The sequence below is a fragment of the Bacillus sp. K7 genome, assembly GCF_053903245.1.
The window spans coordinates 248,687-270,042 of sequence record NZ_CP096406.1 but is presented as its reverse complement, the minus strand read 5'-3'; the positions used below and the strand labels follow the sequence as shown (position 1 = coordinate 270,042).

Annotated in this window: 18 protein-coding genes; 6 read left to right on the top strand and 12 right to left on the bottom strand. The window is 47.1% G+C overall.

Features of this window, described 5'->3' with window-relative positions:
• Window positions 1-81 precede the first annotated feature (81 nt).
• From M1D98_RS01460 to M1D98_RS01430, 7 genes are all read right to left on the bottom strand, one after another.
• Window positions 82-783, bottom strand: coding sequence for a FadR/GntR family transcriptional regulator (locus M1D98_RS01460; protein ID WP_010331416.1), 702 nt, complete (start codon window positions 781-783; stop codon window positions 82-84).
• 69 nt (window positions 784-852) lie between these two features.
• Window positions 853-2,220 carry a glucarate dehydratase gene (gene gudD / locus M1D98_RS01455; RefSeq protein ID WP_268552555.1) on the bottom strand — a complete coding sequence of 456 codons (1,368 nt, stop codon included), beginning with the start codon at window positions 2,218-2,220 and terminating at the stop codon, window positions 853-855.
• 36 nt (window positions 2,221-2,256) lie between these two features.
• Window positions 2,257-3,624, bottom strand: a complete 1,368-nt coding sequence (gene gudP / locus M1D98_RS01450; RefSeq protein WP_121641785.1) for a glucarate transporter GudP — start codon at window positions 3,622-3,624, stop codon at window positions 2,257-2,259.
• Window positions 3,625-3,708: 84 nt separating this feature from the next.
• The gene (gene gucD / locus M1D98_RS01445) at window positions 3,709-5,175 is read right to left on the bottom strand and encodes an alpha-ketoglutaric semialdehyde dehydrogenase GucD (RefSeq protein WP_456279922.1); all 1,467 of its coding nucleotides are present in this window, start codon (window positions 5,173-5,175) and stop codon (window positions 3,709-3,711) included.
• Between the two features lie 32 nt (window positions 5,176-5,207).
• Window positions 5,208-6,134: a 5-dehydro-4-deoxyglucarate dehydratase gene (gene kdgD / locus M1D98_RS01440; protein ID WP_435576923.1), complete on the bottom strand. Its 927-nt coding sequence runs from the start codon at window positions 6,132-6,134 to the stop codon at window positions 5,208-5,210.
• Between the two features lie 225 nt (window positions 6,135-6,359).
• Window positions 6,360-7,304: a DNA-binding domain-containing protein gene (locus tag M1D98_RS01435; protein ID WP_121641784.1), complete on the bottom strand. Its 945-nt coding sequence runs from the start codon at window positions 7,302-7,304 to the stop codon at window positions 6,360-6,362.
• Between the two features lie 10 nt (window positions 7,305-7,314).
• Window positions 7,315-8,547: a sensor histidine kinase gene (locus M1D98_RS01430; protein WP_268558688.1), complete on the bottom strand. Its 1,233-nt coding sequence runs from the start codon at window positions 8,545-8,547 to the stop codon at window positions 7,315-7,317.
• A gap of 299 nt (window positions 8,548-8,846) precedes the next feature.
• On the opposite strand from M1D98_RS01430, the gene M1D98_RS01425 reads away from it, so the two are divergent.
• The 4 genes from M1D98_RS01425 (at window position 8,847) to mmuP (ending at window position 13,895) form a co-directional block, all read left to right on the top strand.
• Entirely contained in the window at window positions 8,847-9,830 is a 984-nt protein-coding gene (locus M1D98_RS01425; protein WP_121641783.1) for a glutaminase, read from the top strand.
• 22 nt (window positions 9,831-9,852) lie between these two features.
• The gene (locus M1D98_RS01420) at window positions 9,853-11,289 is read left to right on the top strand and encodes an alanine/glycine:cation symporter family protein (protein ID WP_121641782.1); all 1,437 of its coding nucleotides are present in this window, start codon (window positions 9,853-9,855) and stop codon (window positions 11,287-11,289) included.
• Between the two features lie 125 nt (window positions 11,290-11,414).
• Window positions 11,415-12,362 (top strand): homocysteine S-methyltransferase, encoded by a 948-nt coding sequence (mmuM, locus tag M1D98_RS01415; protein ID WP_268522014.1) that lies wholly within the window; start codon window positions 11,415-11,417, stop codon window positions 12,360-12,362.
• A 120-nt stretch (window positions 12,363-12,482) separates the two neighbouring features.
• Window positions 12,483-13,895: an S-methylmethionine permease gene (mmuP, locus tag M1D98_RS01410; protein ID WP_456279921.1), complete on the top strand. Its 1,413-nt coding sequence runs from the start codon at window positions 12,483-12,485 to the stop codon at window positions 13,893-13,895.
• A gap of 37 nt (window positions 13,896-13,932) precedes the next feature.
• Here the strand turns inward: mmuP and M1D98_RS01405 are convergent, their stop codons facing one another.
• The 3 genes from M1D98_RS01405 to gamR form a co-directional block, all read right to left on the bottom strand.
• Window positions 13,933-15,000, bottom strand: a complete 1,068-nt coding sequence (locus M1D98_RS01405) for a branched-chain amino acid aminotransferase (protein WP_121641779.1) — start codon at window positions 14,998-15,000, stop codon at window positions 13,933-13,935.
• 201 nt (window positions 15,001-15,201) lie between these two features.
• On the bottom strand, window positions 15,202-15,477 hold the full coding sequence (locus M1D98_RS01400; RefSeq protein ID WP_010331425.1) for a DUF1648 domain-containing protein: 276 nt from the start codon (window positions 15,475-15,477) through the stop codon (window positions 15,202-15,204).
• A gap of 33 nt (window positions 15,478-15,510) precedes the next feature.
• Complete coding sequence (gamR, locus tag M1D98_RS01395; RefSeq protein ID WP_121641778.1) at window positions 15,511-16,218, bottom strand: transcriptional regulator GamR; 708 nt, start codon at window positions 16,216-16,218, stop codon at window positions 15,511-15,513.
• Between the two features lie 219 nt (window positions 16,219-16,437).
• Here gamR and nagB point away from each other — a divergent pair, with 219 nt between their 5' ends.
• Together nagB and ptsG are read left to right on the top strand one after the other, a co-directional pair.
• A complete protein-coding gene (gene nagB / locus M1D98_RS01390) occupies window positions 16,438-17,187 on the top strand; it encodes a glucosamine-6-phosphate deaminase (RefSeq protein ID WP_121641777.1) in 750 nt (249 codons plus the stop codon).
• A 20-nt stretch (window positions 17,188-17,207) separates the two neighbouring features.
• Entirely contained in the window at window positions 17,208-19,100 is a 1,893-nt protein-coding gene (gene ptsG / locus M1D98_RS01385; RefSeq protein WP_456279920.1) for a glucose-specific PTS transporter subunit IIBC, read from the top strand.
• Window positions 19,101-19,238: 138 nt separating this feature from the next.
• Here ptsG and trhO read toward each other — a convergent pair whose 3' ends face one another.
• Window positions 19,239-20,207 carry an oxygen-dependent tRNA uridine(34) hydroxylase TrhO gene (trhO, locus tag M1D98_RS01380; RefSeq protein WP_010331429.1) on the bottom strand — a complete coding sequence of 323 codons (969 nt, stop codon included), beginning with the start codon at window positions 20,205-20,207 and terminating at the stop codon, window positions 19,239-19,241.
• A 204-nt stretch (window positions 20,208-20,411) separates the two neighbouring features.
• The gene (locus M1D98_RS01375; RefSeq protein WP_268558664.1) at window positions 20,412-21,293 is read right to left on the bottom strand and encodes a helix-turn-helix transcriptional regulator; all 882 of its coding nucleotides are present in this window, start codon (window positions 21,291-21,293) and stop codon (window positions 20,412-20,414) included.
• Between the last annotated feature and the right edge of the window lie 63 nt (window positions 21,294-21,356).

Sequence of the window (21,356 nt, the reverse complement as noted above, 5' to 3'; positions counted from 1 at the left end):
TCCTCATATCATAGTAAGCGTTTTCTAAACCGGTTCAAAAAAACCGCAGCTTTTTCGGTTCAACTGCGGCTGTCTCTACAATTATTTCTCATTCATGCCTTTCAAAATTTTGTCACGGACAAATTTCAGATGCTCATACATGTGGTAATGCGCTTTGTAAGGGTCTCTTTCAGCAAGTGCATCGTAGATTTTTTTGTGATAATCGACCGTTACATCTCTCTCCCTGTAAGGAATTTGGCTGTCAATTTTCGCGTGGGTGATCAAGAGGGACTGAATCATCCCTTCAACAACGGGGTTATTGGCACTTAATGCAATAATTCGATGGAATTCTTTATCTGCTTCACCATAAAGATTGTCAGTGCTGTTGGCGATGTCGTCGATTGTCTTCTGCAAACGCTGAAGCTCATCCTCATTGATTTTTTCGGCGGCAATCGTCACGAGCCCGAGTTCTAACGCCATCCGCGCTTCAATGATAGCCGGAAGATTATCAGTGGCCAAGGCAAGCATGACGGAAAATGGCTGCATGCCAATTTTGTCGTTGAAATACGTGCCGCCGCGGGTTTTTCTCGTAATGACGCCCAGCGTTTCAAGTGAACTTAGCGCCTCCCGAAGCACCGGCCTGCTGACATGCAAAATGTCCATCAGTTCCATTTCTGTCGGCAATTTGTCTCCTGCCTTTAACTGTCCGCTCGATAATAAATGGACAATCCGTTCAATGACCTGCTTGGCTAATGTTTTCCGATTGACTGTATCGACTTTCAGATCTTCTAAACCTTCGTACACGAACAACTCTCCCTTCAGTTGTTCAATTGTAAGACAAAATAGTCGGTATGACAATATTTGCAATCAAACTTATCGCACAAGACACGGGCGTTTCCGATCGAACTCCCAGTTGCTGATCAGATACTGCATAGGGATCGCATCATTCCGGGCGCCCAAATTCATTTTTCGATAGAGCTCATGCGCTTTTTCCACTTGTTCCATATCAATGTCAACACCAAGACCGGGCTTATTCGGCACCTTCACACAGCCATCGGCAATCTCAAAAGGCTGTTTCGTCAACCGCTGCCCGTCCTGCCAGATCCAATGGGTATCAATCGCCGTGATGCGTCCCGGAGCCGCTGCTGCCACATGGGTAAACATCGCAAGGGAGATATCAAAGTGGTTGTTGGAGTGGGAGCCCCATGTCAAACCCCAATCATGGCACATTTGCGCAACCCGCACCGAACCCTGCATCGTCCAGAAATGGGGATCAGCCAACGGAATATCCACCGCGTGAAGCTGGATCGCGTGTCCCATTTCCCTCCAGTCGGTCGCAATCATATTTGTCGCAGTTGGAAGGCCTGTCGCGCGGCGGAATTCAGCCATTACTTCTCGGGCGGAATAGCCGTTTTCATCCCCGCACGGATCTTCCGCATACGCGAGCACATCATGCTTGCCTTTGCATAATGCAATCGCATCCTCTAATGACCACGCCCCGTTCGGATCAAGGGTGATCCTTGACTCTGGAAAACGTTTCGCCAATGCTGTGACAGCTTCGATTTCTTCCTCCCCCCGCAGCACCCCGCCTTTCAGCTTAAAATCCTGAAAGCCGTAGCGCTCCTGCGCGGATTCAGCAAGACGTACAATGGCCTCTGGGGTCAGCGCTTCCTCATGGCGGAGACGGAACCACCCGCAATCTGACTGCTCATCGCTTTGATATGGCAGGGTCGTCCGCTTTCGATCGCCGATGTAAAAGAGGTAGCCGAGCATTTTCACTTCATCACGCTGTTTTCCTTCACCCAGCAAAGCTGCGACCGGTTCCTGAAGAAACGTTCCGAGCAAATCTAATAAAGCCGCTTCAAGCGCTGTGACGGCATGTACCGTGGTGCGCAAATCAAACGTCTGGATGCCGCGTCCTCCTCTGTCCTGGTCGGCAAACTGCTTTCTGACCGTTTGCAATATCGACTGGTACGCGCCAATGGATTTTCCGACAACAAGCGGTTCCGCCAGCTCCAGTGTGCGGCGAATCTGTTCTCCGCCGGGCACCTCGCCGACACCTTGATTTCCGCTGGTGTCAGTTAAGATCACAATATTTCGGGTGAAAAATGGGCTATGCGCGCCGCTCAAATTCAGCAGCATACTGTCATGTCCCGCAACAGGGATCACCTTCATCGCACAAATTGAAGGAATATTTGATCTCTTTTCTTTTTGAACCTGCTCTTGTAGTGATGAACTCATCTATTTTCCTCCTCTTATAAAGCGCTTTCATAAATGTTAGATAGGCAATGATTGATCGGGGCCCTGCTCTTGTTTCTTTAACACGACCCGTTTGATTGGCCCGACCAGCAGCAAATAGCTAAGGATCGCCGCAACCGCGTTCGCGCCGACAAACACGAGCGCGCCATTAAAAGATCCTGTGGCACTTACGATATAGCCGATGATAATCGGTGTTGTAATCGAGGCAATATTCCCAAACGTGTTGAACAAACCGCCGCTTAATCCTGCACACTCTTTCGGAGACGTGTCCGACACGACAGCCCACCCCAATGCGCCGAATCCTTTTCCGAAAAACGCAAGTGACATAATGACGACGACGAGCCACGCTGAATCTGTATAGTTACAGATGATCATACTGCAAGACAGCAGCATGCCGACAATGATCGGCGCTTTTCTTGCAAAGGTCAGCGAACGGCCTTTTTTGAGCAAGATGTCTGACACGATGCCCCCAAGCACGCCGCCGGCAAATCCGCACAGCGCCGGAAGAGAAGCGACAAACCCAGCTTCAAGAATAGACATGCCGCGGGCCTGAACCAAATATACCGGAAACCATGTGAGAAAGAAATAGGTGAGAGTCGTAATGCAATATTGCGCGATGTATACGCCAATCAGCATGCGGTTCGTTAACAGCTGTTTGATATACGGCCATTTCGATTCTGTTTCTTGCTTGCTTTTGCTGTCATCCATGGAAATCAACCCGCCGCCCTGTTCGATATACGCAAGCTCGGCTTCATTCACCTGCGGATGTTTTTTTGGTTCATATACCGTTTTTAGCCAGACGACAGCCAGAAGAATGCCCGCTGCACCCATGACAACAAAGACGGAATGCCAGCCGAAAGAGTGGGTGAGCCAGCCCATTAAAGGAGAAAAAATGACGATTGCGAAGTATTGAGCTGAATTAAAAAAGGCTGAAGCTGTCCCGCGCTCGGAGCTTGGGAACCATGAGGCAACAACTCTGCCGTTTCCGGGAAATGAGGGCGCTTCGGATAAGCCGACCAGAAAACGCAGGGCAAACAGCAGGATAATCGCTGTGCCGGCGGAGAAAAAACCAATCGCCCCTTGCAGCAGCGTAAAAAACGACCAGAAAAAGATGCTTAACGCTATGACAGTCTTTGAACCAAACCGGTCAAGCAGCCAGCCGCCCGGAAGCTGCCCGATAACATAGGCCCAGCCAAAAGCAGAAAAGACATATCCCATGGCGACCGAGTCCAACCCCAAATCATGCTGGACGGAATCTCCCGTGATAGAAAGTGTCGCCCGATCCGCGTAGTTGATTGAGGTCACAAGAAACAGCATAAAAACGATGAACCAGCGTACAGACGTTTTTTTGCCCGCCGGTGAAACATTCGCATAGTCTTTTTTCATAGTATCTTCTCCTTTTCAAAGTAGAGAATCATATGCTGGCTGTGAGAAAGCTGGGAAAGAGACGTTAGCCTCTTTCCAGCATCATTACGGCTTCACAAAAACGGTTTTGATCGCCGTGAAAAAGTCCTTCGCTGCCTCGCCCTGTTCACGGGAGTGGGAGCTCGACTGCTTCATGCCGCCAAAAGGCGCCTGAAGCTCTACTCCCGCGCTTTCCGCGTTGACCCGGACAAGCCCGGCGTCAATTTCATCAACGAATGAAAGCATTCGGCCGATATTTTGCGTAAAAATGGAAGCGCTTAAGCCGAACTTTACATCATTGGCAATGTCCAGTGCCTCCCCCATCGTGTCCACCTTGATCAGGGCAATCACTGGGCCGAAGATTTCCTCTTGGGCAATCGTCATCTCAGATGTCACATTGTCAAAAATGGCAGGCTGAACATAATAGCCGTTTTGATACTTTCCGTCCTCCAGCTTTTCTCCTCCGATCAAAAGAGTAGCGCCTTCCTGTTTGCCTTTCTCAATGTACGACAGGCAGTTATCAAGCTGATTCTTGCTGGCGATCGGTCCCATCCAGACATCCTCTTGTAAGCTGTCTCCGATCGTAATATCCTTTGTGCGCTGGAACAGTTTTTCTTTAAAACGGTCGTAAATTCCGCTTTGCACGATGACGCGGCTTGTCGCAGTGCACTTCTGGCCGGTTGAACGGAAGGCACCCGTAACGACAGCTTCAGCCGCAGCTTCCAGATCAGCGTCATTAGCTACGATGACCGGGTTTTTGCCGCCCATTTCAAGCTGGTATTTGGCTCCTCTCGCTAAAGCGGCCTGCCCAATGATTTTCCCGACCTGATTTGATCCGGTAAACGTAACAGCGTTAACACCGTCATGCTCAGCAAGTCCCTGCCCGACAACAGAACCCGGGCCTGTCACCAAATTGATGACTCCTGCCGGGAGCCCGGCTTCTTCAAAGCAGGCAATGATTTTTGCGCATGTAACGGCTGTTTCTGTCGCCGGTTTGATGACAACGGTATTGCCGTATACCAATGCCGGGGCCATTTTCCAAATCGGAATCGCGACCGGGAAGTTCCACGGAGCGATCACGCCGACCACACCGAGCGGAACACGGGTTGTGAACATGAGCGCGTCTTTGTCAGTAGGCGGAATGACGTCACCCGTTTTGCGCATGCCCTCTCCGGCATAATAGCGCAGAATCGCAATACCCCGAGCCGTTTCTCCTTTCGCTTCCGGCAGTGTTTTTCCCATTTCACGCGTTGCGCAGGCGGCGATTTCCTCCAAGCGCTGTTCCATGATATCCGCCGTTTTGTATAAGTATTGGCCCCGCTCGGCCCCCGTCAGCTTTCTCCAAGCCCTTTTGGCTTTATTGGCGGCGGCGACTGCCCGTTCCACATCATCAGCTGTTGAATTCTGTACATAGCCGACAATATCATTCACATCCGCAGGGTTTTCAACCTTGACCATATCGCCTGACTCAGACTTCACCCACTCTCCGTTAATAAAGTTGAGATACGTGTTTTGTTCCGTGATTACAGACATGCCCATTGCCCCTTTCATGTTTTTTCTGTTCATCAAACCGTCGCGGCTTTTTTCGGAAAACGGTCAGCCGCCTGCTTCAAAATCGCTTCTAATTGCTGATAGTGTTCTTTTTCAACCGGGCCGACAGGCGGTCTTGCTGTGTTTCTCACATTTAACCCCATAATCTCCATGCCCGCTTTAATCAAAGATACAGCGTATCCTTTCCGTTGTTTGCGAATGTCGTTGATCGGCAGAATCACATGCTGATAGAGCTCCTTCACCAGCTCGTCATTTCCGTTTTTCAATGCGTCATAGAACATTCGGGAAATATGCGGGATATAATTTGAAATCGCTGAAGAATAAGAGTGAAACCCGATCGGCAGGTAAGCCGGCATCGTCACTTCAGCCATCGGCATTCCGTTGAGCCATCCTAAACGGTCGCCGAGCGTATAGACGAGGTTAATATTCAAATCCATATTCCCCACCCCGTCCTTCACACCGACAAGCTGTTCACATTCGGTCAGCCGCTTAATCTGTTCAAGAGAAAGAACGGCGTTATCGCGCTGGTAAAGAATCGCATTCAGGTCAGTGCTTTCAATAATCGTTTTCGCATACTGGTACAGCCCCTCCTGTTCGCCATGCACCAAATACGGCGGGAGGATCAAGTAGCCGTCGGCGCCTTTTTTCTCCGACAGGCGCGCCCATTCCAGCGCCGTGCTGAGGTTACCGCCAACCCCCGTGTAAACCGGCACCTTTCCTTCGGCTGCCGAGACTGCAACTTCGACCATTTGCTCGTATTCCTTCTGGCTGAGAGATTGAAATTCACCTGATCCGCAAGCGATAAAAATAGCTTCCAAGCCTTCTTCCAGCAAAAACTCAATGTTTTGAAAAAGAGCTTCTTCCTCCAGTTGTCCTTGTGTGTTAAAAGGCGCAACCGGAAAACCTAAAATGCCAGTGGGTGCTTTTCTGATTCGGTTCATCCACATAACCTCCTGTTAGTTGTGTATACAGCTCCTATCTGAAAGCGCTTTTATTGTTAGTTTGGTTTAACACCCGCTCCTTCCTCTATCCTTTTGTTTAATTGTAAGACAAATAAACAATAAGTCAATATCTTTATTTTCTGATATTTTCCAAAAAATCCGCAAAACGCTGTCCGGCCAGTATTTCTGCACAGCAAAAAAAACAGCCAGGACGGCTGTTTTTGTTTATATAGGTCTCTGTTTCCTTGTGTCGTGCAAAAGCTTCGCTTCCAAAAAGAACACGTGAATGAATTTTTTCATATTGACTCTCACAGGGGCGAGAGGCTTTGCATCCTTGGATTGGAGTTCTTTCATTTTCTGGCTGACTACAGGAAAATCAAAGAATTTTGATGCATAGGTTTCAAATGTCGGATTCGAGAAATCAGTTGTGCCTAGCGAAGCAAAATGGTGCAGTGAATGGATAATCGCTCTGCGAATACGCTGCTCCGAGGCTTTCATTTCGCGATTGACTTCCGTTTCGGATGCTCCCGCCCCCAGCTTCCGTTCCGCGACTTTGGTGAAGATCTGTTTGAGCGAAGGGCTATGGTTCTCGAACGTCTCAGATTGCTCATGTTCCGATAAGTACTGCAGCACAGCCACGAGATCATGCGCGCCGCCTTCCCCCATCATGCCAAGCTCGGACAATAGGAATGTTCCTGCTTCTTTCAAGCCGCTGTCACTATTTTGCTGAGGGCGCGCTTTCCGTTCAGTCCGGTCGACAAGCCGGCTGAGAGAGTGCTGAATAACCCCAATCGAGTGCTCAAGCTCGATCCGTTCCTTCACCTTTTGGAGAACCGTGACAATCTCAATTCGGTTAATCGGCTTATGGATAAAATATTCGATGCCGAGCGAGTACGCTTCTCCGACCATTTCCTTCGCTTCCACTTGAGAGATCATCACGATTTTGCCGAAGTACGTATTCTGGAGCTGGCGAATCGTCTCAATACCGTCTCTTCCCGGCATTAGCAGATCGATTAATAAAATATCAACCTGTTTGAATTGCAGCATATGGCCTTCCACCTGGATTCCGTCGTCCGCTTCACCAGCAGCTTCCCCGAGATCCTCATCTTCAATGATCTGCCTTAAAATCGACCGTACTGCACGGTCGTCATCAGCGATAAAAAAACGCATAGCTTTCGGTTCACCCTTTCTGAATCAAATGCCGGACAGGCAGCCTGATGGCAAACACCACTCCCCGCTGCTGATTATGAAATGCGATATTCCCATCTAGTTCAGTCACTATTTCCTTCACGTAGGAAAGTCCGATTCCCGTAGATGGCGTGCCCAATTCGTCATATTTTGAAGTAAAGCCCGGATCGAACACAATGTCTCCTATTTTTTCAGAAATACCGGGGCCATTGTCTTCCACCTGGAATTCTGCCATACTCTCATTTGGCTTACGAAGCCTCAGGCTGATCACACCTTTTCCCCCCAAAGCCTCTACCGCGTTTGCCGTTAGATTATTAATGATCGAAAGCACGGTAAATACGTGATAATCGGCATGCTCCCCCTCTATCGAGCATTGAAAGTCAATCTGCTTTCCCAGCGCTTCAGCGTACTTTTCATTCATGCGAACCACCAGCTGCAGCAAATCAGACGCCCTCATATAATCTCTTAAGCTCTCATTCAAAATCAGTTTTGAAAGCCCAGCGAATATCCGCTGGTTGTCCTTCTTCACTTCATGAATTTCTCCGGCCAGCCTCAGGATTCTGCCGCTCAGCTGATCATCCTTGCCCTTCACTTCCCGATAGAGCTGATACGAATCGTTTGTCACTTTCTCTGTCGTTTTCAGCGTCTTTTTTAGATGCACCGTCTCTTCATATAAATTCGATACGATCATCAGCATATGCTCATGCTGATGCCTTGTCTGCTTTTCTCTCGATTGTGTTTCATACAGCTTCAGCACAGTAAAAAAGCTGATCACAATAAATGTGTGAGAAATTGCAATCACCGCGAGATCGGTAATTACCTCTGGCGTGACAACCGTATGGAACATGAGAAACTGCACAACCAGCTCGACACAGTCTGACACAATTTCAATAATAAATCCGATAAAACCGAGCATAACAGGCCGTTCGCAGAAACGATTGGCCTTCAATATGAAAAACAAGCAGGCGTAAGTCATATAGAAGAAAAAGCCAGACGCTTGGTCAAACAGAATCGCAGTCAGTCCATCGTGTCCCCCGCGCCATAACTCCAGAAAGACACGAAAAACAAAAACTGCCGCTCCAGTCAGAAACCCCGGCAGCACAGCGGGCACATGACGCAGCAACGATAAAAAGAAGAAAAAAACCGATGTGCCAAAGCTGATCCGGAACTCTTCATTTAGAGGATAGAATTTCAGTTCACCGGCCAGCGGCACCGTAATCAGCATGAGAGCCAGTATATATCCGTCTTTTTCAAAAAAACGCTCCAGTTTTATGACGATCACATCCTCGCTTTTATTTTGGGGAAACGGCAGAGAACCCGCAAATTTCTTTTGACCCAGAAAATGAGGTTTTTATAAATCTTACGGCTTATTTTTAAAACATTTTTGTCGTATTTTGTATGATTCTGTAGTCGCCATTATACAGTAAATATACCTTCCGCTTTTATGAAAGCGATTAATGCCTCTTCAGCCTTCGTTTTGATAAACTACAGCCCTTAAAGAAGAAAACAGTGAGGAGGAATTTGATGAAAGAATCGATAAAAGAGCCCCTGATAGAAATAGACCCGGCGTCCCAGCTGCATGATTGGGTGGAGCACTATCGCCCCTTTGCCGCCAATGGTCAAAGTGCGAATTATATCCCCGCTTTAGGAAAAGTCAATGATTCACAGCTCGGCATTTGTATATTGGAGCCTGACGGAACGATGATACACGCCGGCGACTGGAACGTCCCATTTACCCTGCAAAGCATTTCAAAAGTGATCAGCTTTATCGCCGCCTGCATGAGCCGCAACATACCCTATGTGCTCGACCGCGTAGATGTCGAGCCGACAGGCGACGCCTTTAATTCCATCATTCGGCTCGAAATCAACAAGCCGGGAAAGCCGTTTAATCCTATGATCAACGCAGGTGCCCTCACCATCGCCTCGCTTCTTCCCGGAGAGTCGGCACACGATAAGCTCGAGTTTCTTTACTCGGTGATGGAAACCTTAATAGGAAAGCGGCCGAGAATTCATGAGGAAGTGTTCCGGTCTGAATGGGAAACCGCTCACCGCAACAGAGCACTGGCCTACTACTTAAAGGAAACAAATTTTTTAGAAGCACATGTAGAAGAAACGCTCGAGGTTTACTTAAAGCAGTGCGCCATGGAGAGCACCACTGAAGATATTGCGTTGATCGGCCTGATCCTTGCCTATGACGGCTATCATCCGATTCACCGCCAGCAAGTGATTCCAAAGGACGTAGCGAAATTGGCAAAGGCGTTAATGCTGACTTGTGGCATGTACAACGCTTCAGGCAAATATGCTGCGTTTGTCGGTGTGCCGGCTAAAAGCGGCGTCTCCGGCGGCATCATGGCACTGGTTCCTCCGAGCGCCCGAAAAGATCGGCCTTTTCCATCCGGGTGCGGCATCGGCATTTACGGGCCGGCCATTGATGAATACGGCAACAGCCTCACTGGCGGTATGCTGCTAAAACACATGGCGCAAGAGTGGGAGCTTAGTATTTTTTAACCATAAAACAAGAGGTGATTGTATGCAGCAAATCCTGGAACATATCGTTGGTATCGCAAATGATCTTTTGTGGTCAAAGCTATTAATTGTATTGCTCCTTTCGCTGGGAATCTATTTTACGTTCAGGCTTAAGTTTTTGCAGGTTCGCATGCTGAAAGAAATGGTCAAAGTATTAAGAGAAGGCGCTGCTTCCCGGTCGAAAAACAGTATTTCTCCGTTTCAAGCCTTTTGCATCAGCATGGCAGCCCGTGTCGGCACGGGAAATATTACGGGCATTGCCATCGCTATTGCGCTCGGCGGGCCCGGTGCAATCTTCTGGATGTGGATGATCGCCATTATCGGATCAGCATCAAGCTTTGTGGAAAGCACACTGGCTCAGATTTATAAAGTAAAAGATGTAAACGGCTTCCGCGGCGGGCCGGCTTATTATATGGAAAAAGGGCTGAACAAAAGGTGGATGGGCGCGCTGTTTGCCGTATTAATCACCTTATCGTTCGGTATCGTCTTTAACTCGGTTCAATCAAATACAATCAGCCTCGCCTTCGAAAACGCATTCGGCACAAACCGCCTTACTTTGGGACTCATTTTAATTGCTGTGTTCGGCACGATTATTTTCGGCGGTGTAAAGCGGATTGCGAAACTGGCTGAATCCATAGTCGTCGTATTGGCTGTCCTGTATATCGGAGTTGCGTTTTTCGTGATTTTCACCAACATTACGCAGCTGCCGGGCGTGCTTGCGCTTATCGTGAAAAACGCGTTTGGTTTTGATCAGGCCGCTGGCGGCGCCTTGGGAGCGGCGCTAATGCAGGGTGTCAGACGGGGAATCTTTTCGAACGAAGCGGGAATGGGGAGCGCACCGAATGCTGCTGCCACCGCAACGACAAGCCATCCTGTCAAACAAGGGCTGATTCAAGCGCTTGGTGTGCTGTCAGATACGCTAGTTATTTGTACAAGCACCGCCTTTATCATCCTGTTTTCGGATGCCTATCAAACTCCGGGACTAAGCGGAATCGCGTTGACACAAGCCTCTCTCAGCTCCCATGTTGGATCGTGGGCATCAGGCTTTCTCGCCATTCTGATTTTGCTATTCGGATTCTGTGCTTTAATCGGAAACTATTATTATGGCGAAACCAATATCGGTTTTTTAAACAAAAGCAAAAAACTGATTTTTGTCTACCGTATTGGCGTGCTGGGGATGATTGTATTTGGCTGTGTTGCCAAAGTCCAGCTCGTCTGGGATCTGGCTGATATGTTTATGGGCTTGATGGTCGTCGTGAATTTAATTGCGATTTTCTTTTTATCAAAGGTCGTTTTTGCGGCGCTGCACGACTATACACGCCAGAAAAAAGCGGGCAAAGACCCAGTCTTTTATAAAAATGTGCTTAAAAACCACAATGGCATTGAATGCTGGCCGATTTCTGACACACAGACTGACACGCACAACAAACAAATATCGTAAAAAAAGGATGTTCAGATAGACGGGCTGAACACCTTTCCCTTTTCGTTTATTGACAAACACGCAAGCCTCCATTACGATTTTCATATCTTTTTTAAAAAATCTGAAAGAAGGCATCGGTACATTCTATGAATCCTATCCAACACATACTAGATACATACCCGCTTATTGTGCTAGACGGCGCCATGGCGACTGAGCTTGAACGCAAAGGCTGTGATTTGAACGACAGTCTCTGGTCAGCCAAAATCCTGATGGAAGAGCCGGAGCTGATCAAACAAGTGCATACTGATTATTTCGCGGCAGGCGCCGACTGTGCGATCACCGCCAGCTATCAATCTACGTTTGAAGGCTTTGCCGCACGCGGGCTGAGCGAAGCCGAAGCACGCCGTCTGATCGAGATGTCCGTCAGCATCGCAGCAGAAGCACGTGATGAATTTTGGGCGTTTGAAGAAAACCGCCTGAATCGTCCGAAACCGATCATCGCAGCTTCTGTAGGCCCTTATGGCGCCTATCTTGCGGACGGTTCTGAGTATCGTGGCCACTACGGAATCTCAGAGGATGAACTTGTTGAATTCCATCGCCCCCGCATGAAGGCGCTGATCGAAGCCGGAGCTGATGTTTTGGCATGCGAAACGATCCCGTGTCTGAGCGAAGCAAAAGCGATTGCGCGGCTGCTGAAGGAATTTCCCGAAGCGTATGCGTGGATCAGCTTCAGCGCAAAAGACAGCCAGCATATCAGTGACGGAACACCTGCCGCTGACTGCGCGTCATGGCTTGATGAGCACCGCCAAATTGCGGCGCTCGGCATCAACTGCACGCCGCTTCAGCATATCCCTTTTTTAATAGAGGAGTTAAAAAAGCACTCATCAAAACCGATCATTGTCTACCCGAATTCAGGCGAGCAATACGACCCCAAGACAAAAACGTGGAACGGCGCAGGATGCGCAGAACCTTACGGAACAAGCGCCCGCACGTGGCATGAAAAAGGGGCGAAGCTGATAGGAGGCTGCTGCCGGACAACACCAGAAGATATCAAAGAAATTGCGTCTTGGGCGCGCTCTTTAAAAACAACTTGACTTATCGGAATTATTTGTATATTCTATCTAAAAGCCGGTTCGCCGGAATCTCGTGTCACTCGCTGACATGAGATTTTTTATTAGGAAGGAAATAAATCGCCGATAGAAAGTTGGAAAAAGATGAAATCTGTTCACAACAAGAATGAGACAAACTTTCAGAGAAGTATGAAAAGCCGGCACCTCTTTATGCTTTCCTTAGGGGGTGTCATCGGAACCGGGCTGTTTTTAAGCTCTGGCTATACCATTCAGCAGGCAGGCCCGGCGGGAACGATACTCGCCTACTTAGTCGGCGCCGGAATTGTCTATTTGGTTATGCTGTGCCTCGGTGAGCTGTCGGTGGCGATGCCTGTAACAGGCGCCTTTCACACGTATGCGGCCACATACATAGGGCCGGGCACCGGATTTACGGTCGCTTGGCTGTACTGGCTGACATGGACTGTGGCATTGGGATCAGAATTCACAGCAGCAGGCCTGTTAATGCAGCGCTGGTTTCCCCATACATCCGTTTGGATGTGGAGCGCCGTCTTTGCGCTGTTGATTTTCTTGCTGAATGCATTTTCAGTCAAGTTTTTCGCTGAATCAGAATTTTGGTTTTCCAGCATCAAAGTATTAGCCATTATTATGTTTATTCTTTTAGGCGGCTCTGCCATGTTCGGCATCATCCCGATTCAAGGCGGAGAAGCCGCTCCGATGCTGTCCAACTTCACAGCGGAAGACGGTCTCTTTCCGAATGGATTTGTCCCGATTTTGATGACAATGCTGGCCGTCAACTTTGCCTTTTCGGGAACTGAGCTGATCGGGATTGCCGCCGGAGAAAGCGTCGATCCCGACAAAACGATACCAAAAGCGATAAAAACAACGGTCTGGCGTCTGTCACTCTTCTTTATCGGAACGATTTTTGTCCTGTCAGGGCTGATTCCAATTCAAGAAGCTGGCGTCATCAAAAGCCCGTTTGTCGCTGTCTTTGACAGAGTCGGTGTGCCGTACGCAGCCGATATTATGAATTTTGTCATTCTGACAGCGATCCTGTCAGCGGCTAATTCAGGACTCTACGCCTCTTCCCGGATGCTGTGGTCTTTATCAAAAGAAAAGACGCTTCACCCGGCATTTGCAAAGCTGACGTCAAAAGGAACTCCGTTTAACGCGCTAATGTTCAGCATGATCGGCGGCATTCTGTCATTGCTGTCCGGCGTATTTGCGCCAGACACTGTATACGTTGTGCTCGTGTCGGTTTCTGGTTTTGCGGTCGTTGTTGTGTGGATGGGTATCTCCGCTTCTCAATTTATGTTCAGAAAACGTTATATCGAAGCGGGAAACAAGGTCGCCGATTTAAAATACCAGACCCCTTGGTATCCGTTCGTCCCGATTGCCGCGTTCCTCTTATGTCTGGCTTCCGTCACCGGCATAGCCTTTGATCCGAATCAAAGAATCGCACTGTATTGCGGCATTCCGTTTATGGCCGTCTGCTATGCTGTGTATTATGCGAAAAACCGGAAAAGCAAGCAGCCATCTGATATGACTTATTCAAAGTAAAAAGAACCTGCCTCCGAGCAGGTTCTTTTTTCATACTTCACACTTCCACTATCCAGTTAAACGGACATTTCACTTTGCCAAGCTGAATATCTGTTATCGTTTCATACAGTTTTTTCGATATGTCCCCGATTTGTCCGTCGCCTACAATCACCGTTTTTCCATGAATATTGAGTTCACCGACAGGCGTAACCACAGCTGCCGTGCCCGTGCCGAAGACCTCCGTCAATTCCCCGCGTACAGACGCCGCATAAATGTCATCAATTGAAATTCTATCTTCACGAACCGGAATGCCCCAGCTGCGAATCAGTTCAATGGCAGACGCCCGTGTAACCCCGCTTAAAATGCTTCCGTTTAAAGCCGGGGTGACAGCTTCCCCATTGATGACAAAAAAGATGTTCATGCTTCCGACTTCTTCCACATATTTCTTTTCAATAGCGTCAAGCCACAGCACCTGGTCATAGCCCCGCTCATTCGCTTTTCGCTGCGCTTGAAGGCTGGCCGCGTAATTTCCCGATGTTTTTGCACATCCGACTCCGCCATTCACCGCCCGCACGTACTCATCTTCGACGTAAATTCTAACCGGCTTCAGCTGATCGCCATAATAGGATCCGACAGGCGAAAGCACGATCATAAATGTATAGCTTTTGGATGCCTTCACCCCGAGACTCGGTTCTGTGGCGATAACAAAGGGACGAATATACAATGACGTTCCCTTTTCCTTTGGAACCCAATCTTTCTCCAGTTCAATTAATTGCGTCAATGCTTCAAGCACCAGCTCTTCATCTAAAGGGGGCATACTCATGCGCTCACACGACCTGTTCAGCCGTTTGATATTTTGGTCAGGCCGGAACAGCAGCACTCTGCCATCTTCTGTCCTATACGCTTTTAATCCTTCAAACACAGCCTGGCCGTAATGAAATACAGATGAAGAAGGATCAAGCGTAAGCGGCGCATACGGTGCAATTCTCGGATGATGCCAGCCCATTCCCTCCTCATAATCCATCACAAACATATAATCCGTAAAATATTTTCCGAATTCCAATGATGACGGGTCGGGCTTTTCCTTATGAAATGCCATTTTTTCTCGTTCAATAAGCTTATTCAATCTTAGCACACCTTCCGTAGTTATTTAAATATTCAGTCTTTTTAAAATTACAAAAAACACAGCCGCTTCTTTCATGATACGCCGCTTCCAACCTATAAATTTCAGAATATTCTTTATGATCATGAGCTATTATACACCACATTCATTGTCAAATGAAGATGAAATAAAAGAAAAACAGCCAGATTCAATCCGGCTGTGACATTAGACCGCTAAATACAGGATGACAAGATGACAAATCAGCAAAATATACACTGCGATCACAAATTGCCAATTGACCTTCCGCGCCCATGCAAACACCAACATCATGACAGGCAGTATCACTGTCCCCGCCAGCTTGTGAACCGTCATATCCGGGCTGTTTGTTGCATCATAATGAATCGGCATCTCCGCCGGAAGAAACGGATAACACACGATTGAAAGGATGAAAGCAGCAATGACAGACCCCCACAGCACTTTTCCATTCGTCAAAAGAAACATAGAACCACCATTCCTTTCTTCAACACGTATTCTTTATGAATCATATGACTGTTCTACGGTGAATTTCGTTCGGTCTCCCCGCGTAATCATTTGCGCATATTCCACTATCTCTTCATTTTTATCATAGGTGAGGGATTCTGAGAAAAACGCTGGCGCTCCGACATTGGTTAATAAGTGGCCGCTGATCGTTTCATCCGTTAAAATCGGTTCGATCGATTCCGTGCCCCTGCTGATTTCTATATTGTATTTTGTCCTTAATAGTTCAAAAAGCGAGCCGGTGCACTCTTCCTGTGCCAGCCCGGGTGCCGCTTTCCAAGGAATATATGAGGTGTGATACTGCAAGGGTTCCCCCTCGGCGTATCTGACTCTGATCAGCTTATTGACAGGTTCACCCTCTTTCACTTTCAAAAGCTCGGCAATGGAGTGATCAGCAGGAATCACAACCAGTTCAAGCACTTTTGATTCAGAACGCAGACCTCTCATTTGTTCTGCGAAGCTCGTAATCTTATGCGGGATCGGTGTTTGTATTTTTGCGGCTGATACAAATGTTCCTTTTCCTTGAATCCGTTTAATATACCCTTCAAGCTCAAGCTGCTGCAGGGCCAGTCTCACCGTTGTTCTGCTGACATCAAATTGTTCGCAAAACTCGCTTTCCGTCGGCAGCTGATCATTCGCCTGATATTTGCCAGACTTGATTAATTCAATGACTTTAAACTTGATAACAGAATATAAAGCTGTCATTTCATCTCCCCCCCATTCTGTATGCAATCCGTTCTTTTTTATTGAGACCATCATACCACTTGCCTTTTCTATATGAAAGATTTGCACTGTCCTTTTATAACAAATTTTCAGAAAATAATATTGACAGTTTCATGATGTCGGTGCTAAATTCGTAATGACAACTATTATAAATTGATTATAACAAATGTGGTGCTTGTTTATCTATGAGGGGGGTGTCGCATGAGGATTATTGTCGCCGATCACTATGAAGAGCTCTGTAAGTTAAGCGCTAACATTGTTAAGAAACACGTACAGGAAAAGAAAGATGCCGTTCTCGGCTTGGCAACTGGAAGCACGCCGGTCGGCTTGTACAAGCAGCTGATTTCAGACTATCAGTCAGGTGAAATTGATTTTTCAAAGGTTACTACATTTAATTTGGATGAATATGCAGGTCTCTCTCCGTCTCATCCGCAAAGTTATAACCATTTTATGCACGAGTATCTCTTTCAGCATATCAATATGCAGCCTGGCCATATTCATATCCCGCAAGGAGACAATCCGCAGCTTGAGGCTGAATGCAAAGTATACGAGGATCTCATCCGCCGGGCGGGAGGGATTGATATTCAAATTCTCGGCATCGGCGCCAATGGCCACATCGGCTTTAATGAACCGGGCTCTGATTTTGAGGATCGAACACGAATTGTCAAGCTGTCAGAAAGCACAATACAGGCAAATGCGAGATTCTTTGGCGGCGATCCTGTACTGGTCCCGAGACTTGCCATTTCAATGGGCATTCAAACCATCCTGGAATTCAGCAAACATATTGTGCTTTTAGCGAGCGGTGAGGAAAAAGCAGATGCCATTCAGAAGATGGCTGAAGGCCCTGTCACGACAGATGTACCGGCCTCCATTCTTCAAAAACATCATCTAGTAACCGTTATCGCAGACCAAAAAGCAGCCCAAAAATTAAAGATTGCATCATACACATAACTCAATAAAAGGAGACTGTCATGTTTAAAAAGGCATTTCAAATTCTGCAGCAGCTTGGACGCGCATTGATGACTCCCGTTGCCGTCCTGCCGGCAGCCGGTCTGTTGCTCCGTTTCGGTGACAAGGATTTGCTGAATAACCCTATTATTAAGGATGCGGGCGGCGTTGTATTCGATAACCTCCCGCTGATTTTCGCCGTGGGGGTTGCGATCGGTTTAGCCGCAGGCGAAGGTGTAGCCGGACTTGCCGCTGTCATCGGGTACTTAATTTTAACCGTCACCCTCGACAACATGGGGAAATTACTCGGCCTCCAGCCTCCGTATGAAGGCGCCGAGCACCTGATTGATATGGGCGTATTCGGAGGCATCATCATCGGGCTTCTCGCCGCCTATTTATATAAACGTTTTTCAACAATTGAACTGCATCCGGTCCTTGGATTTTTCTCTGGAAAACGATTTGTCCCGATTATCACTTCCATCAGTTCATTGGTGATCGGCGTCATTTTCTCATTTGTTTGGCCGCTGATCCAAAACGGAATTAACGCAGCCAGCAGTTTAATTGCCGATTCAACGGTCGGCCTGTTCTTTTATGCAACGATCTATCGTTTGCTGATTCCTTTTGGCCTGCATCATATTTTTTATACACCTTTCTATTTTATGATGGGAGAATACACAGACCCGTCAACAGGCAGCACCGTAACCGGCGACCTGACAAGGTTTTTTGCGGGAGACCCGACTGCCGGGCGCTTTATGATGGGAGATTTCCCTTACATGATTTTCTGTCTGCCGGCAGTTGCACTTGCCATTATCCATACCGCACGTCCTGAAAAGAAAAAAATGATCTCCGGCGTGATGATTTCTGCGGCGCTCACATCTATGCTGACGGGTATTACAGAGCCGGTTGAATTCTCTTTCTTGTTCGTTGCGCCCGTGCTCTATTTGATTAACTCGATTCTCGCCGGCGTCATCTTTGTCGTTTGTGATTTATTCCATGTCCGCCATGGCTATACGTTCTCGGGCGGCGGTATTGATTACGTTTTAAACTATGGACTGTCGACAAATGGCTGGGTTGTCATTCCTGTCGGGATTGTATTTGCTATCATTTATTATTATTTGTTCCGATTTGCGATTTTGAGATGGAATTTAAAAACTCCGGGCCGTGAAACAGATGAAGCTGATCAGAATGAGGCAAAAGCGCCTGTTGCAAAAGGCCAGCTAGCCTTTCAAGTGCTTCAGGCCTTAGGCGGACAGCAAAATATCGCAAACCTGGACGCGTGTATCACAAGGCTTCGTGTGACTGTTCATCAGCCAAGCCAAGTCAGCAAGGATGCATTAAAACAGCTTGGCGCAGTAGGTGTGCTGGAAGTCAACAACAATTTCCAGGCGATATTCGGGACAAAATCCGATGCCTTAAAAGACGACATCAAAACGATCATGGCTGGGGGCGTACCTGATGCCGCCGCGCTGGATTCAGAGGCTGACATCCGGCAGAAAACCGATCCCGAAGAAACCTTTATTTATCCGCTCAAAGGAGAAACAGTCTCTTTAACAGACGTGCCTGATCCAGTTTTTTCAGAAAAAATGATGGGCGAGGGGTTTGCGATTGATCCATCGGAAGGAAAAGTCATTGCCCCAGCAGACGGCGAAATCGTCTCCATTTTTCCGACGAAGCACGCTATAGGCTTTAAGAGCGCCGGCGGCACCGAAATCTTGATCCATGTTGGCATTGATACGGTCAAATTAAACGGGGAAGGCTTTGAAGCACATGTGACGAGCGGACAAGCCGTCAAACAAGGTGAACTGCTTCTCACATTTGATCTCGAAACCATCAAACAGCATGCCGCTTCAGCTGTAACACCGATTATTTTCACAAATGCATCTGAGGAAGAGATGAAGCACATTCAAATAAAGTAAAAAAAACCCCCTCTACGGGGGATTTTTTCGTTCAAGTATGAAAACATCGCCACAATAAAAAAGACAAAATCCCAAAACGAAACTTTTAGGATTTTGTCAACAATCTAACAACACCTTAAAAACAAGGTGCACTATCTATTATTCAGCAGCAGCGTGATCTTCTTTTTCAATCGCTGCCAGTCTTGCGTTTACTTCTTCTTCTGTCATATTGTGCTCTTTGACATACAGGTTTCTTGAGTTCGTGCGGCATTCGTGGCTGCAGCTGCGCATATACTTATACTCATTTTCCGGTGTGCATATCATTTTTTTGTTGCAAGATGGATTTGCGCAGTTCACATAACGCTCACACGGTTCACCTGTAAAGTGGTCTTTTCCGACAATCACATGCTCGACACGGTTGACAGGCACGCTGATTCTTTCATCGAATACGTAGCACTGGCCGTCCCAAAGCTTGCCTTGCACCTCAGGATCTTTTCCGTATGTCACGATTCCGCCGTCAAGCTGTGATACATCTTCAAAACCTTGTTTCATCAGCCAACCTGAGAATTTTTCACAGCGCACGCCGCCTGTGCAGTACGTTAAAATCTGTTTGCCTTCAAGCATGTCTTTGTTTTCTTCGATCCACTCAGGCAATTCACGGAAGGCTTCGATATCAGGACGGACAGCGCCTCTGAAATGGCCAAGATCATACTCGTAATCGTTACGCGCGTCGATCACAATTGTGTTTGGGTCCTGCATTTTCTCGTAAAATTCCGCAGGCTTCAAATGCTGTCCCGTTGTTTCATTCGGATCCACATCATCTTCAAGACGAAGCGTTACAAGCTCTTCCTTATGGCGGACGAAGATTTTCTTGAACGCATGGCCTTCTTCCTCATCAATTTTAAATACCATATCCGCAAAACGAGAATCAGCTTTCATTGTTTCCATATATTTTTCAGTCTGCTCAACCGTACCTGATACCGTACCGTTAATTCCTTCAGAAGAAACAAGGATACGGCCTAGCAAACCAAGCTCCTTACAAAAAGCCAGATGCTGCTCTCTAAACGCCTCTGGATCTTCAATCGGAACATATTTATAGTAAAGTAATACTCTGTATTGTTTTTCCATGATTTAAACACCCTGTTCAATTATAGTTAGTTGCTATGCACACTCTTACTATATCATACAGGAAAATGCCTCAAAGATGAACATATCCGCACAGACTGATAAAAATATCCAATCTCTTACAAACTCATGCGACACAAGGGTTTATCCATCAGGAATGATATCTTCCAATAACTCACTAATTAATATAGTTATCTGAAAACTATCTTATAATTCCTCTTCAAAAGATAAATTCATCGGCTCATCTAAAAGTTCTCCCGGCATTTCAAGGTTTGTTGAAGGAACGCTCTCATCTACCTCTTCAAAAACAACATGATCCATCCACATCTGACCCGGCCCAGATAATAGGACACCAAAGGATATCACAGCACTATTTTCAGGGACATCTAAAACAATAGTATAATGATTCCAATTGGTTGTGCCGGTAATAGGCCTGTTGCTCATATTATCAAATTGGAGAACATCATCAGCAGCACTGTCAACCCGCATCCAAAGTGAGGCAAAATGCTGCACTCCTTTTGTTTTGATAAAACTTGATAGCCGAAGCCTTTTTCCTAGATAGCGATCTGCCTTAAATTGCTGCATCATCGTCGCAAATTCACCGTTGCCCTGCACCATCGTTGATTTTAAATACCCTGAAGCCTTTCCCTGATGTACATTTTCCCGGTCAACACCCATTTCGTATTGGAACGGATGGCTCCCGTTCAATAGCCAGCCCTTCATTTTTTTCCCCATGCGAGATTCCTCCTTTTTTGAAGTCAATTGCTTCATAAATGTTCGATATGTCCCAGGCGGCATGTGATACAGCTTTTTGAACGTCCTCGTAAATGACTCTTGAGATTCAAACTGATAATACAAAGCAATATCCATAATACGAAAATCGGTATAAAGCAAAGCCGTCGCTGCTGTCGCAAGACGCCTTAACCGAATATAAGAAGCAACCGACATGCCGACTTCTTTCTGAAAGATCCGATGAAAATGGAATTTTGAAAAGCCTGAAACGTTTACAATATCCTCACTTGCTATTTGCTCATGTAAATTGCATTCAATCCAATCGATTGTTTTCTGGACAGCTTTTTCATAATACATTTCACACTTCAATCTCCTTTCTGTTATAGAATAATAGATCCCGGCCTCCATGTTTTGATGATT